Source organism: Caballeronia sp. AZ7_KS35 (assembly GCF_023631045.1).
Lineage (GTDB): Bacteria > Pseudomonadota > Gammaproteobacteria > Burkholderiales > Burkholderiaceae > Caballeronia > Caballeronia zhejiangensis.
In genome coordinates, this window is the sequence record NZ_JALQDV010000063.1 from 58,230 (window position 1) to 73,743 (window position 15,514).

Sequence of the window (15,514 nt, forward strand, 5' to 3'; positions counted from 1 at the left end):
GCAATGAGAAAGAGTGGATCGCCGGCGATGCGATCGCCGGTGCATGGGGTATCGCGCCACGCGTCAGGCGGTGCGCGTTTCCTGCTTGACGATGCGGCTCTTGCGCCCGTCGATGCCTACGGGCACATCGCCGTGCACGGTCGCGCGACGCACGACGCGATGCGCATCGGCGTAATCGGCCACCGCGTAATGCTGCGTCGCGCGGTTGTCCCAGATCGCGACATCGCCTTGCGTCCAGCGCCAGCGCACGGTGTTTTCGAGGCGCGTGACGTGATCGTGGAAGATTTCGGCGAGACGGTCCGAATCGCGCTGCGAAAGACCGATGAAGCGCTGCACGAAGTGACCCAGCACGAGCGTGCGTTCGCCCGTTTCCGGATGCACGCGCACGACCGGATGCTCCGTTTCATAGAGCGTCGAGGTGAATTGCTTGCGGTACTCGCGCTCGGATTCCGTATCGGGCACGTTGCGCGTGGCGGCATAGTCGTAGGCGTTCGAATGCAGCGCCCAGAGTTTGTCGGCGAGATCGCGCAGCGCTTCCGGCAGGTTCGCATATGCGGCGGCCGTGTTGGCCCATACCGTGTCGCCGCCGGCGGGCGGGATCACGACGCCGCGCAGAATCGAAATCTTCGGATAAGCATCGACGAACGTGACGTCCGTATGCCATGAATTCGCGCGCGTGCCATGCTTCGAATCGAGTTCGAGCAGACGGCTTCCGCTCGAAAGCGACGGCACGGTCGGATGCGCGACGGTCTCGCCGAAACGCGCGGCGAAGGCTTCCTGCGCGGCGTCGTCGAGATGCGACTGGCCGCGGAAGAACAGAACCTTGTGTTCGAGCAGCGCATTGTTGATCGCGGCGATGGCGTTATCGTCGAGATCGGCGGAAAGCGTCACGCCGCGCACTTCGGCGCCGATGCGCCCGCCGATCGGGCGCACCTGGAACGGTTCATTCGACGTGACGGGAGACAGCGTGGATTCGGCGGCGAGCGTGGAAAGTTCGGACATCGAAAATCTCCGTTGTGGTTTGCGTTTGTCGGATGCAGGCCGCATTCAATGCGACGGAAACATTGAAGCATCGACAAGACGCGTCGCCAACGAAGCGTTTCGACTATGCATATCGCTGCAATCCCGCGATGCTTTCCCGCAGCTCGCCCATTGCGCGCCGTAGCCGAATTCGTTCGTTGCTTTCGCGGCCGCGTGCGATGCCTTCCTCTGCGATACCGAGTTACCTTTTCGTATTTGCAGCGCGTACTAGGCTTGCTCGGCAGTACCTCAGAAGAACAGCAGGCTGCGCAACTCGATGCTGCGGCGTGGCCGTGCATCGGGCGGCGATGCGGGATCGTCGAAGGCCGTGTGCGCGGTGAAACGCGCAACGCCGTCGCCGGCCGAGTCGTAGATCTTGATGAGCAGCGCCTCGTCGGGCGACATCAGCGGGAAGTAGTACCAGCGATGCAGCGGGTTATGCACGAACGCGTAGGTTTCGCCCGTCATCGTCGGATAGATGAAGTCCTGCGCGACCGTATCGCGTTCGTCGATGCTGCGCGAATCGCACAGTGCGAGCGGTGACGATTCCACGACCTCGCCCACCGGCCGCCACAGATTGACGATCGCAAAGCGCCCTTGCAGCAGGCGGGCGGCTTCATCGGCGGGAAGATGATCGCGCACCCGGCGCGGCCCGGAAACGAAGGTCTGATCGTTGTGGATCAGATGCACCGGCTCCTTCACGCCGTTCGCGCGTGCCGCCGCGCCATCCCGCAGTGTGTGATCGAAGATGACGACGCGCTTCGCCCCCGTCCATTGCTTCAGCAGGCGCTCGGATTGCGGGTAGTAGACCGAACGAATCGCGGCATCGTCGGAGAAATTGCTGAGCGCGCTCGCTTCGCGATGCAACTCGAAACCATTCCGGTCCAGCGACAGGCCGCCCGGCGGCGGTCGCAGCCGCGCATTCGAAATCCTCACCGCGTGCGTGCGATATTCGCCGGTGCGGCGCGGCACGCCGGGCGGCGGATCGTAGGCGTAGGAGGCGGGCTTCACGCCCGTAGGCACGAGATAGTTCAACCCGGCCTCGACTTCGACCGGCTGCTCGATCACGACATCGCTCATGATTGCACGCCCCGCTGGCTAGGTTCGACAGATCGAATCTAGGCTCGCCGGAACGGTTCAACAACGAAGCTTTTCTGCAATGCATTGCACGCGAGGAACGCGCGGCATCGTCAGACGGTCGATCAGCCCGAGCGCAAGCGCGACCAGCGGTGGCTCGAGGTTATAGCTGCTCGCCTTGGCCCACGCGCCTGCCGCGAAGATGGCCGTCGACACCAGATAACGGCGAATAGCGGCGATTGCGCTTAGCTTCTGATGATTCATCGTTTAGCGTTGGCGCACGGGTTGCAGATAATCGACGCTTTCACGAATCACATCGGAGCGCCATGCCTTTCGATCGCAATGCTCCCCTGCCTTCCGGCGTCGAAGTCGGCGCAGCGTGGGGTCCCGGTCCCACTGAACGGTACGCCGCGCTCGCCGCGCGCTTTCGGCCCGTGTTCGCTCGCATCCGCGCACAGAGCGTCGCGCGCGAGCTCGAACGCCGTCTTCCCACCGACGAAATCGCCTGGCTGCGCGACGCCGGCTTCACGTCCTTGCGCGTGCCGGCCGACTATGGCGGCCAGGGCATCCGCCTCGTCGAATTGTTCGAATTGCTGATCGAGTTGTCGGAAGCCGATTCGAACATCACGCAGGCGCTGCGCGCGCACTTCGGCTTCATCGAGCACGCGCTCGACAGTCCCGTCGAACGACGCGAGCGATGGCTCGCGCGGCTCGCGAAGGGCGTCATCGTCGGGGCGGCGTGGTCCGAGACGGGCGAAGCGCCGCGCAGCCAGTTCGCGACGCGTCTCACCCGCGACGCGAACGGCTGGCATCTGAACGGCACGAAGTTCTATACGACCGGCTCGCTCTTCGCCGACTGGATCCACGTCGGCGCAACCGATGCGGACGACGAGGCCGTGTCCGTCACGGTCGATCGTCGTGCGGACGGCGTCGAAGTGATCGACGACTGGGACGGCATGGGCCAGCGCCTCACCGCGAGCGGCACGAGCCGCTTCGACAACGTGAAGGTCGACGAACGCGAAATCGTCGCGGGCCGCGCGCCGTTCCCGTACTCCGAAGCGTTCTATCAGCTCGTGCATCTGGCGACGCTCGCGGGCATCGGCCGGGCCGTCGCGAGCGATGCGGCCGCCGCCATCGCCGCGCGCACGCGCAGTTACAGCCACGCGGTCAGCACGCGCGCCGCGGACGATCCGCAATTGCTGCAAGTAGTCGGCCGCGCCCGCGCGCACGCCTGGACGGCCGGCGCGATCGTCGCGCAGGCGGCGCGCGCGCTCGAACGCGCGGCGGCGTCGTTCGACAGGCCGGATGCGCTCGCCGTCATCGCGGAAACGGAGATCGAGATCTGGCAGGCGCAGACGGTCGCGTCGCAACTCGTTCTCGACGCGAGCGCGAGCGTGTTCGACGCGCTCGGCGCATCCGCGACGCTGCGCACCGCCGGGCTCGACCGCTACTGGCGCAACGCGCGCACCATCGCGTCGCACAATCCGCGCATCTACAAGGACCGGATCGTCGGCGATTTCGCCGTGAACGGCACGCTGCCGCCGGGCCAATGGCGCATCGGCGTGGCCTGACTTTTTCTTCGTTCGCCCCGCCCTTTCATGAGCAAGAAGCACATCATTCTGAACGCGTTCAACATGAACTGCGTCGGCCATATCAATCATGGCCTCTGGACCCATCCGCGCGACCGTTCGACGGACTATCGCAAACTCTCCTATTGGACCGACCTCGCGAAGCTGCTTGAGCGTGGCCTCTTCGACGGGCTGTTCATCGCGGATATCGTCGGCGTGTACGACGTTTATCAGCAATCGGTCGATGTCACGCTGAAGGAGTCGGTGCAGTTACCCGTCAACGATCCGATGATGCTCGTCTCCGCGATGGCCGCCGCGACGCAGAACTTGGGCTTCGGCATCACCGTCAATCTCACCTATGAAGCGCCGTATCTGCTCGCGCGGCGCTTCTCGACGCTCGATCATCTGACCGAGGGACGTATCGGCTGGAACATCGTGACCGGCTATCTCGACAGCGCCGCCCGCGCGATGGGCGCAACCGAGATGATCGCGCACGACGAGCGCTACGATCGCGCCGACGAGTATCTGGACGTGCTCTACAAGCTGTGGGAAGGAAGCTGGCAGGACGATGCCGTGCTGCGCGACCGCGAGGCGCGCGTGTTCGCCCATCCCGCGAAGGTGCGCAAGGTGCGGCATCGCGGCCGTTATTACGACGTCGACGGTTATCACCTGTGCGAGCCGTCGCCGCAACGCACGCCGGTGCTGTTCCAGGCCGGATCGTCGGGGCGCGGCCAGGCGTTCGCCGTGCGTCATGCCGAATGCGTGTTCGTGTCGAGCCAGAGCAAGGAAGGCACGCGCAAGCTCGTGAACGCGCTGCGCGCGCAAGCCGTCGAAGCCGGACGCGATGCGGGCGATCTGAAGATCATCATGGGCATCACCGTGGTAGTCGGCCGCACGCAGCGCGAAGCCGAAGAGAAGCTCGCCGAGTACGCGCGGTATGCGAGTCCTGAAGCGGGTCTCGCGCACTTCGCGGCGGGCAGCGGCATCGACTATTCGACCTACGCGCCCGATGACGAACTCGCGCCGCCCGGCGGCCACAAGGGACGCGGCATCGAATCGTCGGTGCAGCGCGTGACCGACGGCAAGCGCGGCGTCACCGTGCGGCATCTGCTCGACCAGATGCAACTGGGCGGCCGCTACACGACGATCGTCGGCGACCCGGTTCAGGTGGCCGACGCGCTGCAATCCTGGGTCGACGAGGCCGGCATCGACGGCTTCAATCTCACGCGGACCGTGACGCCGGAAAGCTACGAGGACTTCATCGATCTCGTCATTCCGGAATTGCAGTCGCGCGGCATCTACAAGACGGCGTATGCAGAAGGCACGCTGCGCGAGAAGCTCTTCGGCGGCGGCGCGCGGCTCGGCGCGCGTCACACGGCCGCCGGCTTCCGCGATCCGTCCGGGCCGGCCGACAGGCAGGCGACATGAGCGCCGCGACGCCCCTGCTCGAGATCGACCAGTTGAGCGTGTCCTTCGGCGGCCATGCGGCGGTTCGCCCGTTCGATCTGACGATCGCGCGTGGCGAGATCGTCGCGCTCGTCGGCGAATCGGGCAGCGGGAAATCGACCGTCGCGCTCGCGACGATGGGACTGCTGCCGGAACGTGCGCGCGTGCAAGGCGCGATCCGCTTCGAAGGGAAACCGCTCTTCGCGCAAAGCGAGCGTGAATGGAGCGCGCTGCGGGGCGATCGCATCAGCATGATCTTTCAGGAGCCGATGACCTCGCTGAATCCGCTTCAGCCCGTCGGCAAGCAGGTCGCCGAAGCGCTCACGCTGCATCGCCCGATGTCCGCTCAGGCCGCGCGCAAGGAAGCGCTCGAGCTGCTCGAACTCGTGCATCTGCCGGAGCCGCGCCGGCGCTTCGCGCACTATCCGCATCAACTGTCGGGCGGACAGCGGCAACGCGTGATGATCGCCATTGCGGTCGCGTGCCGCCCCGGCCTCCTGATCGCCGACGAGCCGACCACCGCGCTCGACGTCACCATTCAGGCGCAGATTCTGGCGCTGATCGACCGCCTGCGGCGCGAACTGTCGATGGCCGTGCTGCTCATCACGCACGATCTCGGCGTGGTCGGGCGCTGGGCGGATCGCGTGGTCGTGATGAAGGACGGCGCGAAGGTCGAGGAAGCATCGAGCCGGCAACTGTTCACGCAGCCCGCGCAACCGTACACGCGCGCGCTGCTCGGCGCGTCGCTGCATTTCGGCGCGGGACTGCATTATCGCGACGCGCGGCTCACCGACGCGCCGCGCGCCAAGCCGCGATCCACCGCCGAAACGCCCGCGCGCGTGCTGCTGGACGCCCGCGACGTGCGCGTCGACTACGACGGCGTGCGCGCCGTGGACGGCGTCAGCTTCGAGATTCGCGCGGGCGAGACAGTGGGCCTCGTCGGCGAATCGGGATGCGGGAAGTCATCGCTGTCGCGCGCGCTGACGCGGCTCGTGGAGCCCACGGGCGGGCGCATCGTCTTCGACGGCGACGATGTCACGCATCGTGGACGGCGTGCGTTGCGGCCCTATCGCCGCCGCGTGCAGATGATCTTTCAGGATCCGTACGGCTCGCTCAATCCGCGTCATACCGTCGAACGCACGCTCGGTCATGCGCTCGCCATTCACGGCGTCTCGAACCGGCGCGAACGGCACGACAGGATTCGCCGCATCGTCGATGCCGTCGGTCTGCCGGAATCGGCGCTGCGGCGCTATCCGCACGAGTTCTCCGGCGGGCAGCGGCAGCGCATCGGCATCGCGCGCGCGCTCGTGCTGCGGCCGGAACTCGTCATCTGCGACGAGCCCGTGTCCGCGCTCGACGTCTCCATTCAGGCGCAGATTCTCGACCTGCTCGCCGACCTCAAGCACGAGCTGGGCCTTGCGCTGCTCTTCATTTCGCATGACCTGTCGGTAGTCCGCTATATCGCCGACCGCGTGCTCGTGATGCAGGCGGGACGCATCGTCGAGAGCGGGGATCACGCTTCGATCTGGACTTCGCCGCAACACACCTACACGCGCGCGCTGATCGACGCGGTGCCGTCATCGCATGCGCCATTCTTATTCGATACAAGGAAAATTGATCGTGACTTTCAAGCGCAAGCCGCAGCCGACCTCGACCTCGACCTCGACGCTTCTGTTCCGCGATGATCCGCTGGGCGCCGCCGTGGCCGATCTGAAGCGGCGCAGGCTGCTCAAGGGCGCGGGCGCGCTCGTCGCGGGCGCGGCGACGCCGTTCGTGTTCACGGGCAACGCCTGGGCCACGACCGAAACGACGCCGATCACGCTGAACGGCGCGAAGCGCGGCGGCACGCTCACGGCGGTCATCCATCCGGAACCGCCGACGCTCGCCTTCTTCGTCAATTCCGCGACGATGATCGGCGCGGTCGCAAGCAAGATCTTCGACGGCCTCGTCGAATACGGCCCGGACCTCAAGCCGCGCCCGCAGCTCGCGGAGAGCTGGACCGTCTCGCCCGACGGCCTCGCATGGACCTTCAGGCTGCGCCGCCATGCGCTGTGGCACGACGGCCAGCCCTTCACGTCCGCCGACGTCAAATTCTCAGCCGAGGAAGTGTGGTTGAAGATCAGCCCGGCGTCGCGGCGCGTGCTGCAATACCTGACGAAGATCGATACGCCGGATGCGCATACGGTCGTGCTGCATCTGTCGAAATCGACGCCCGCGACCTTCGGCATTCTCGATTCGCTCGGCACGCCGATCCTGCCGAAGCATCTCTATGAGAATACGGACATCCGCAACAATCCGTACAACAACAAGCCGGTCGGCACGGGTCCGTTCATGTTCACGGAATGGGCGCGCGGCGACCGCATCGTGCTCGACCGCTTCGACAAGTATTGGGCGCCGGGTCAGCCGTATCTCGACCGCATCACATGGAAAATCACGCCCGACGTTTCCGGCCGCGCGACCGCGCTGGAAACCGGCGCGGCGCAATATGGCGAACGCAATCCGGTGACTTTCGCCGATGCCGACCGGCTCGCGCAGCTGCCCGATCTCGTCGTTTCGCGTGAAGGCTATAACGGCTACGCGGCGTGGCTCTGGCTGGAACCGAATCTGCGCGATCCGATTCTCGGCAAGCTCGAAGTGCGTCAGGCGATCGCGCACGCGATCAACCGCGACGTGCTCGTCAAGACCGTGTGGGGCGGCTACGCGGTGCCCGCGACGGGGCCGGAGTCGTCGCTGGTGAAGTCTTTCTATACGGCGGATACGCAGCAGTATCCGTACGATCCGAAGCGCGCCGAGGCCTTGCTCGACAAGGCCGGATTCCCGAAGAAGGCGGACGGCTGGCGCTTCAAGCTCGATCACGATTTCATTCCCTACGGCGACGACTATCGGCGCACCGGCGAATTCGTGCGTCAGGCGCTGCGGCGCGTGGGCATCGACGTGAATCTGCGCGGACAAGACTTGCCGACGTGGATCAAGAACGTCTTCACCGATTACAACTTCCAGCTCATCAGCAGTTGGGGCACGGACGGCCTCGATCCGCAGATCGGCATCGAGCAGCATTACTGGTCGAAGGCGGCCTCCAACGGCACGCCGTGGTTCAACGCGTCCGGCTATGCGAGCACCGAGATGGACCGCGTGATCGAAGCGGCGCAGACGGAAACCGATCCGGCCAAACGGCGCGACCTGTACGTCGAGTTGCAGAAGATCGCGCAGCGCGACCTGTCGCTCATCAATCTGTTCGAGTTCCGCTGGTTCGGCGTGTGGGCGAAGGACTTGCGCAACGTCACCGACACCGCCAGCCATTCGCGCGCCAATTTCGCGCGCGTCTGGTTCGACAAGGCGTGACCGTCATGCGGCTTACATCGGCGCTCGCGGGACGCAGGATCGGGCACAGGCTGATTCAGCTCGTGCTCGTGCTGCTCGGCACCACCGTGCTCAACTTCGTGCTGCTCAAGCTGATGCCCGGCGATCTCGTCGATGTCATCGCGAGCGAGAGCGGCAACGTGTCGCCGCAATACGTCGCGCAGTTACGCGAAGCATATGGCTTGAATCACGGCGTCGGGTGGCAACTGCTGCATTACATCGAACATGCGCTGCGGCTCGATCTCGGCTTTTCGTTTCGCTTCGGCGAACCGGTCGCGTCGCTGATCTTCGCGCGCCTGCCCGCCACGCTCGCGCTGATCGGCACGGCGCTCGTCGTCTCCGTCAGTCTCGGGCTCATGCTCGGCGTGCTCGCCGCGCGCCGCCCGCACGGCGTCGTCGATACGCTCGTCTCCACGCTCGCGACCATCGGCTATTCCGCGCCGATGTTCTGGACCGCGCTGCTCCTGATCGTCGTCTTCGGCGTGCATCTCGACTGGCTGCCGATCGGCGGTGTCGCCGATACCAACGTTGCGCATCGCGGCGTTTCGCGCCTGCTCGATCATCTGCGCCATCTCGTGCTGCCCGCCGCGACGCTCGTGCTGTATTACGTGGCCATTTTCGCGCGGCTCGCGCGGGCTTCGATGATCGAGACGCTGCAGGAAGATTTCATCCGCACCGCGCGCGCGAAGGGCGGCCGGCCGTGGTACGTGACGACGCGTCATGCGCTGCGCCATGCGGTGCTGCCCGTGCTCACGATGCTCGGCCTGCAGGGCAGCGCGCTGATCGGCGGCTCGGTGATCGTCGAGACGGTGTTCGGCTGGCCGGGGCTCGGGCAACTGTCGTTCGAGGCCATCAAAAGCCGCGACGTCAACCTGCTGGTCGGCGTGCTGCTGCTCTCGGCATGTCTCGTCGTCCTGCTCAATCTGATGGTCGATCTGCTCTACGGACTCGTCGATCCACGCACGAGGTCGAACCGATGAAGCCGCTCACTTTCCTGCGCCAGCCTTCCGCGTTCGTCGGCGCGCTCCTGCTCGCGCTGGCGCTTGTCGCGGCGCTCTCGGCCAACTGGCTCTTTCCCGGCGATCCGCTCGACATGGTCGCCGCGCCCTATCAATGGCCCGGCGCCGATCGCGCGTTTCCGCTCGGCACCGACCTGATGGGCCGCGACCTGCTCGCCGGTCTCTTTCACGGCGCGCGCGTCTCGCTGTCCGTCGGCGGGACGGTCGCCGTTATCGCGCTCGTGCTGGGCGTGCTGATCGGCGGCGTCGCGGGTTACTTCGGCGGCGCGATCGACCGCGTGCTCATGGCGATCACCGAGTTCTTCCAGACCGTGCCGCCGTTTCTGCTCGCGATCATCCTCGTGGCGATTCTCACGCCGTCGCTTTCGACGATCGTGTTCGCGCTCGGCGTGACCGCGTGGCCGGGCATCGCGCGGCTCACGCGTGGCGAGTTCATCGTGCTGCGCGAGCGCGAGTTCGTCCGCGCGAGCATCGCGCTCGGCGCAAGCGATGCGCATCTGATCTTCATCGAGATCCTGCCCAACGCGCTCACGCCGATTCTCGTTTCGACCGCGCTGCTCGTCGCGAACGCGATTTTGTCGGAGGCGGCGCTGTCGTTTCTCGGGCTCGGCGATCCGAACGTGGTGAGCTGGGGCTCGATGGTCGGCACCGGGCGCGAAGCGCTGCGCACCGCGTGGTACATGATCGCGGTGCCCGGCTCGGCGATCGCCCTGACGGTGCTCGCGCTCAATCTGCTGAGCGATGCGCTGCACGCCGCGTTCAATCCGCGTCTGTCGAGAAGCCGCCGCGACGATGCGGCGTCGCGGCTCGAAGCCGTCGAAGGGCTGCGGCCTTGAGCGTTGCGCCGCAGCGTTCCCGCTTACTGCGCCGGCTTGGAGAATCCCGCGAAGCGCTGCTCGATCACGCGCGCGAAATCCGCCGACCGGTACGCGTTTGCGATGTCCGTCACATACGGCTTGTTCAGATCGGCCGTGCGTACCGCAACGAGATTCAGGTAGTACGGCGGAATCTTTTCGAGCAGGAGCGCGTCATTGAGCTTGAGGCCGGCCGCGAGCGCGAAGTTGCCGTTCACGAACGCATAGTCGACGTCATCGAGCGAGCGCGGCAGTTGCGCGGCTTCGAGCGGCACGAGCTTGATCCTGTGCGGATTCGACGCGATATCCCGCTCCGACGATTTCACCGGATCGACGCCGGACTTGAGCGTCACCCAGCCGAGTTGCTGCAACAGAATGATCGCGCGCGCCTGGTTGGTGACGTCGTTCGGCAGCGACACGGTCGCGCCGTCCTTCAGCTCGTCGAGGCGCTTGTGTTTGTGGCTGTAGAGTCCGATCGGCGCGGTGGGCACCTTCACGAGCTCCGAGAGCGCGAGCTTGTGGTCCGCCGAGAACTTCTTGAGATACACCTCGTGCTGGAATGCGTTGGCGTCGAGCGCGCCGTCGGCGAGCGCGAGGTTCGGCTGCACGTAGTCGCTGAACTCGACGATCGTCACCTTGTAACCTTCCTTCTCCAACTGTGGCTTGATACCGTAGCGAATCTGGTCCGAGTACGGACCGGCCGTCGCGCCGAAGCGAATCTCGGGCTTGTTCGGATCGGCGGCCTGCGCGAGCGATGCGATCATTGCGCTCGATGCGATGGCCAGCACGCCGGCCCGCAACGGATGGAACTTCTTCATTGGGTTCTCCTCTTGCTTCGCGCGCGCGAGGCAGCGAAGCGGTTATCGTCGATGGTGCGCGACAAGCTTACAAATCGGCCCATCCAAGCCAAACCAATGTATTTATCTATGGTTTTCCGGTTTGACGCCAAAGCCGGGCATCGAACACGGCGCACCCTTCATCGACAGGAGACACTGCAATGAGCCGCACTCAAGACGCCCCGTGGGCCGAGCCTTTGGAAGCGGTGCTGCGCGAATGGGCGAAAACCGCCGCGGCACGCGACAAGGCCGGCGGCACCGCCTTTCATGAGCGCCGCCTGTTGCGCGAGAGCGGCCTGCTGCGACTGTCGTTGCCGGTGGAGTACGGCGGCGACGGCGCTCCGTGGTCGACGACGCTCGATGTCGTCAGACGGATGGCACGAGTCGACAGCTCGCTCGCGCATCTGTTCGCGTTCCATCATCTGCAACTCGCGACGATCCGCCTCTTCGGCAGCGATGCGCAGATTCGCCATTGGTCGCGTGAGACTGTCGCGCAGGGCTGGTTCTGGGGCAACGCGCTCAATCCGCTCGACAAGAGCACGCGCGCGCTGCCAGGCGACGCCGGCGGCTATGTCTTCGATGGCCGCAAGAGCTTTTGTTCCGGCGCCCGCGATTCGGACCAGCTGCTCGCGTCCGCGTTCGATGGCGACGGGCGGCTGCTGATCGGCATCACACCGACGAATCGCGCGGGCATCACCGTGCTCGACGACTGGGACAACATGGGGCAGCGCCAGACCGACAGCGGCACGGTGATCTTCGAGCGCGTGCCCATCGCGGCGGACGAATTGCTGCTCAATCCCGGACCGCTTTCCAGCCCGTTCGCGACGCTGCGGCCGCTGCTCGCGCAGTCGATCCTGTGCCATATCTATCTCGGCATCGGCGAAGGCGCATTGCAGGCGGCGCGCGACGCGACGCTCGCGCAGACGCGGCCGTGGATTGCCTCGCAGGCCGAGCGTCCCGCCGAGGATCCGTATGTGATCGCGCACTACGGCGACTTCTTTGTCGCGCTCGAAGGGGCGTGTCTGCTAGTCGAACGTTCGATGCAGGCCTTCGATCGCGCGTGGGCGCGCGGCCTTTCCCTCACCGAAAGCGAGCGCGGCGAAGTGGCCGTCGCAGTCGCCACGGCGAAGGTGGCGGCGGCGCGCGCGGGGCTCGACGTCGCGCATCGCATGTTCGAAGTGACGGGCGCGCGCTCGACGACGGCGGCGTTGCGGCTCGACCGCTTCTGGCGCAATGTGCGCGTGCATACGCTGCACGATCCGCTCGATTACAAGGTGCGCGAGCTGGGCGACTGGGCGCTCAACGGACGAATTCCGAAGCCGTCGTTCTATTCGTGAGACGACGCGCCGCGCCATGCGCTTTCGCCATGGCGCGCGGCCATTCCAGCAAACTGCGCGCGATCTTCAGGCCGCGCACTATTCGAATCCGGAAGTGGACCGACTGCTCGAAGCGGCCTCGGTGGAAACCGACGAAAACAGGCGCCGTCAGCTGTTCCGGCAGTTCCAGCAGATCGTGCATGACGATATTCCGTCGATCGAGTTCGGCGCCAATCCGAACATCACGATCGCATCGACCAAAGTGAAGAACCATGCATCCACAGGCGAAGGTCTGAGAGGCAATTTCGCGGACCTTTACATCCTGCCGTGACGCGCGCCGAAACCGAAGGCAGGCCGGCATAAGGTTATGCCAACGGATTGGTTATCGGAACGGGATCGGGTCCATAGAATGACCGGGTTCGCCATCCTCACGACAAGGACACAGTTCTCGTGCAACGACTCTCCCTTTCCCTTCTGCGCGCGCTGCTATGCGCATTTTTTGCCGTGGTCGTGAGCGCGACCGCGCAGGCGGAAACGCCCTTGCTCAAGATCGGCGTGACGAGCGGACCTCATGAGGAAATCTTCGAGGCTGTGAAAAAGGTCGCGGAGCGCGACTACGGTCTGCGCATCAAGATCGTGTCGTTCAACGACTATATTCAGCCCGACGCGGCCCTCGACGCAGGCGATCTCGATGCCAACAGCTACCAGCACCGGCCTTTCCTCTCCTCGCAGATTCGCGCGCGCGGCTACAAGCTGGTCGGCATCGGCCGCACGTGGATCGGGCCGATCGGACTCTATTCGAAGCGTTACCGGAAGTACTCGGACCTGCCGGACGGCGCGACCATCGGCATTCCGAACGATCCCGCCAACGAGAGCCGGATTCTCCTGCTGTTGCAGAAGGCGGGCAGCATTCGGCTGCGACAGGGCATCGATCCTGTCACGGGCGTCAACGCGACGCCCCTCGACATCATCGACAATCCCAGGCACTTCCGATTCAAGGAAGTGGATGCGGCGCAGCTTCCGCGCACGCTCGACGATTTCGACGCCACGACGGTCAATGCGGACTATGCGATCAAGGCCGGACTCAACCCGGCGAAGGACACGATCCTGCGCGAGGACGGCTCCGGGGTCTACGCGTGTCTGATCGCCGTACGCGAGCAGGATGCGAACAAGCCGTGGGTGCAGCAGATCGTCGCCGCCTATCAGTCTCCCGAAGTCAGGCAGTTCATCCTGTCGCGCTATCGAGGCGCGATCATTCCGGCGTTCTGAGGGGCCGACAGACGCGCCTTCGACGACCGATGCAAACCGCGGATAAGACACGATATCGCGCCGGACCGACTTCGCGCTCAGCGCGACAGAGACTGCGGAGCGTGCCCTCGCGGATGTGTATCGAGCGCGGGGGAGGCGTCGTCTTCCGGCTCGGCGGACAGGTCCCGCTTGAAGGTGCCCGAGCGCCGGTCCTGGCGCATTGGCGCTCGAACCGACGATGGTGCTGGCCGAAATGGCACGGGGTCGCCATCGACATGTCCGCGGCCCTGCAATGCCGTGAGTGATGGCGCGCCGGACTCAACGAGGCGCCGCCCTCGCAGCGGCATGAATGCTCGATCTCGAAGCGACGATAGACAGGACGGCCGAAACGGTCAGACTGCCGCCGACGCACATCATGGCGACGACCAGTGCCTTGGCCAAGGTCACCGGATCCGGCGAAGTCCCCGCGACACTGAAGAAGACACCGCCGATGACCGCGACACCCAGTGCTGCGCTGATTTGCAACGCCGAATTCGTGATGCCCGCGATCATCCCGGAACCGGTCGCCGGTGCGCGATTGATAACCGAGCGCACCAGCGTCGGCAGCGCCCAGCCCTGACCGAATCCCAAGAGCGCTACTGCTGCTATCAGCGGAAACTGAGCCGGCATCTGTCCGGGCGCGCCGGCCACGAGGGCGGCGAGGAGTATGCAGCCGGCGACCTCCAGCATCATGCCGATGGCGGGGACGCGGTCGCCGAAGAGGCGAATGGCCAGCGGGGTCGTCAGCGGCCCGATGAAGGCGCCGACACCGAACGGAAGGAACACCAGCCCTGTCTCGAATGGGCTCATCCCAAGCGCCGCCTGGAGGTAGACGGAGAACGTCAGGAAGAATGCAGAGACGACGTAGAAGAAGAGGACGCCCGTAAGCCCGCTCATCAGGCCGGGCCTGCGGATCAGCTCCACGCTGATTAGAGGCACGCCGCCTCGGCGGGCGTAGGCCATCTCATATCGGCAGAAGCCCACCCCGGCGACGGGGGATGCGATCAGCATTGCGCAGGCCCACCACGGCCAATCCAGTTCCCGCCCTTCGACCAGAGGCACGATGAGCAAGCCCAGCGTGAGTGCGCAGAGCAGCACGCCGATTCGGTCTACAGGTGCCGGGCTGTCACCGCGGACGTCGGGTAGCAACGGCAGCCCGAAGATCAGAACAGCGGCGACGACGGGCAAGTTGATGAGAAAGACGACGCGCCACTCAAGGTGAAAGACGTCCGCAGAGATCAACGCGCCCCCGAGCGCCTGCGCGGCTACGGCGGCCAGACCCACCGCCGCGCCGTATAGGCCCAAGGCGCGCGCACGCTCTCTCTCTGGAAACAGGGCGTGAATGGAGGCCAGTCCTTGCGGCGCCATGGCGGCGGCGCTCAGACCCTGCAGCACTCGCCCGAGGATCAGTATGGCGGGCGACGATGCGAGCCCGCAGATCACCGATGTCAGTCCGAAGCCCATGACGCCGATCAGAAAGATACTTCGTCGTCCGAATAGATCGCCTAGCCGTCCGCCTGTGATAAGGAAAACCGCGTAGGCCGCGGCATATCCGGAAATGACGAGTTGCAGCTCCGCAGCGCTCGTGTGGAGCGTGCTTTGGATGGACGGCAGGGCGACGTTCACGATGAAGAAGTCCAGCGGCGGCAGAAATGCGCCCACCAGCAACACCGCGAACGCCGACCATCGACGTGTGGAAGAGGTTGTCATATGCATAAGTCCCGGCGGCCG

Annotated in this window: 14 protein-coding genes; 9 read left to right on the top strand and 5 right to left on the bottom strand. The window is 65.4% G+C overall.

The features are described from left to right. Positions 1 to 63 precede the first annotated feature (63 nt). From NCT05_RS33615 to NCT05_RS33625, 3 genes are all read right to left on the bottom strand, one after another. On the bottom strand, positions 64 to 1,002 hold the full coding sequence (locus NCT05_RS33615) for a TauD/TfdA dioxygenase family protein (RefSeq protein ID WP_008345425.1): 939 nt from the start codon (positions 1,000 to 1,002) through the stop codon (positions 64 to 66). Positions 1,003 to 1,269: 267 nt separating this feature from the next. After that, positions 1,270 to 2,100 (bottom strand): CmcJ/NvfI family oxidoreductase, encoded by an 831-nt coding sequence (locus tag NCT05_RS33620; RefSeq protein WP_250504351.1) that lies wholly within the window; start codon positions 2,098 to 2,100, stop codon positions 1,270 to 1,272. Positions 2,101 to 2,157: 57 nt separating this feature from the next. Next, positions 2,158 to 2,361 (bottom strand): hypothetical protein, encoded by a 204-nt coding sequence (locus tag NCT05_RS33625; protein ID WP_250504352.1) that lies wholly within the window; start codon positions 2,359 to 2,361, stop codon positions 2,158 to 2,160. Between the two features lie 62 nt (positions 2,362 to 2,423). On the opposite strand from NCT05_RS33625, the gene NCT05_RS33630 reads away from it, so the two are divergent. Genes NCT05_RS33630 through NCT05_RS33655 form a run of 6 tightly spaced genes read left to right on the top strand, consistent with a single transcriptional unit; the run spans position 2,424 to position 10,326 of the window. Next, positions 2,424 to 3,668, top strand: coding sequence for an acyl-CoA dehydrogenase family protein (locus NCT05_RS33630; RefSeq protein ID WP_175982452.1), 1,245 nt, complete (start codon positions 2,424 to 2,426; stop codon positions 3,666 to 3,668). A 27-nt stretch (positions 3,669 to 3,695) separates the two neighbouring features. Next, on the top strand, positions 3,696 to 5,093 hold the full coding sequence (locus NCT05_RS33635) for an LLM class flavin-dependent oxidoreductase (RefSeq protein ID WP_250504353.1): 1,398 nt from the start codon (positions 3,696 to 3,698) through the stop codon (positions 5,091 to 5,093). Continuing rightward, a complete protein-coding gene (locus NCT05_RS33640; protein WP_250442111.1) occupies positions 5,090 to 6,796 on the top strand; it encodes an ABC transporter ATP-binding protein in 1,707 nt (568 codons plus the stop codon). Before NCT05_RS33635 ends, NCT05_RS33640 begins: the two co-directional genes overlap by 4 nt. Then, positions 6,732 to 8,453 (top strand): ABC transporter substrate-binding protein, encoded by a 1,722-nt coding sequence (locus NCT05_RS33645; protein WP_250504354.1) that lies wholly within the window; start codon positions 6,732 to 6,734, stop codon positions 8,451 to 8,453. Before NCT05_RS33640 ends, NCT05_RS33645 begins: the two co-directional genes overlap by 65 nt. 5 nt (positions 8,454 to 8,458) lie before the next feature. Beyond that, positions 8,459 to 9,451 (top strand): ABC transporter permease, encoded by a 993-nt coding sequence (locus tag NCT05_RS33650; protein ID WP_175982448.1) that lies wholly within the window; start codon positions 8,459 to 8,461, stop codon positions 9,449 to 9,451. Next, the gene (locus NCT05_RS33655; protein ID WP_008345413.1) at positions 9,448 to 10,326 is read left to right on the top strand and encodes an ABC transporter permease; all 879 of its coding nucleotides are present in this window, start codon (positions 9,448 to 9,450) and stop codon (positions 10,324 to 10,326) included. Before NCT05_RS33650 ends, NCT05_RS33655 begins: the two co-directional genes overlap by 4 nt. A gap of 23 nt (positions 10,327 to 10,349) precedes the next feature. Here the strand turns inward: NCT05_RS33655 and NCT05_RS33660 are convergent, their stop codons facing one another. Beyond that, positions 10,350 to 11,162, bottom strand: coding sequence for a MetQ/NlpA family ABC transporter substrate-binding protein (locus NCT05_RS33660; protein WP_175982446.1), 813 nt, complete (start codon positions 11,160 to 11,162; stop codon positions 10,350 to 10,352). 179 nt (positions 11,163 to 11,341) lie between these two features. Here NCT05_RS33660 and NCT05_RS33665 point away from each other — a divergent pair, with 179 nt between their 5' ends. The 3 genes from NCT05_RS33665 to NCT05_RS33675 all read left to right on the top strand — a co-directional run bounded on the left by NCT05_RS33665 (position 11,342) and on the right by NCT05_RS33675 (position 13,765). Further along, positions 11,342 to 12,517: an acyl-CoA dehydrogenase family protein gene (locus NCT05_RS33665; RefSeq protein WP_175982445.1), complete on the top strand. Its 1,176-nt coding sequence runs from the start codon at positions 11,342 to 11,344 to the stop codon at positions 12,515 to 12,517. Positions 12,518 to 12,533: 16 nt separating this feature from the next. After that, a complete protein-coding gene (locus NCT05_RS33670) occupies positions 12,534 to 12,827 on the top strand; it encodes a peptide ABC transporter substrate-binding protein (RefSeq protein WP_008345409.1) in 294 nt (97 codons plus the stop codon). 119 nt (positions 12,828 to 12,946) lie between these two features. Further along, complete coding sequence (locus NCT05_RS33675) at positions 12,947 to 13,765, top strand: MetQ/NlpA family ABC transporter substrate-binding protein (protein ID WP_175982444.1); 819 nt, start codon at positions 12,947 to 12,949, stop codon at positions 13,763 to 13,765. Between the two features lie 297 nt (positions 13,766 to 14,062). Here the strand turns inward: NCT05_RS33675 and NCT05_RS33680 are convergent, their stop codons facing one another. Further along, positions 14,063 to 15,499, bottom strand: a complete 1,437-nt coding sequence (locus tag NCT05_RS33680) for an MFS transporter (RefSeq protein ID WP_502801822.1) — start codon at positions 15,497 to 15,499, stop codon at positions 14,063 to 14,065. Positions 15,500 to 15,514 lie beyond the last annotated feature (15 nt).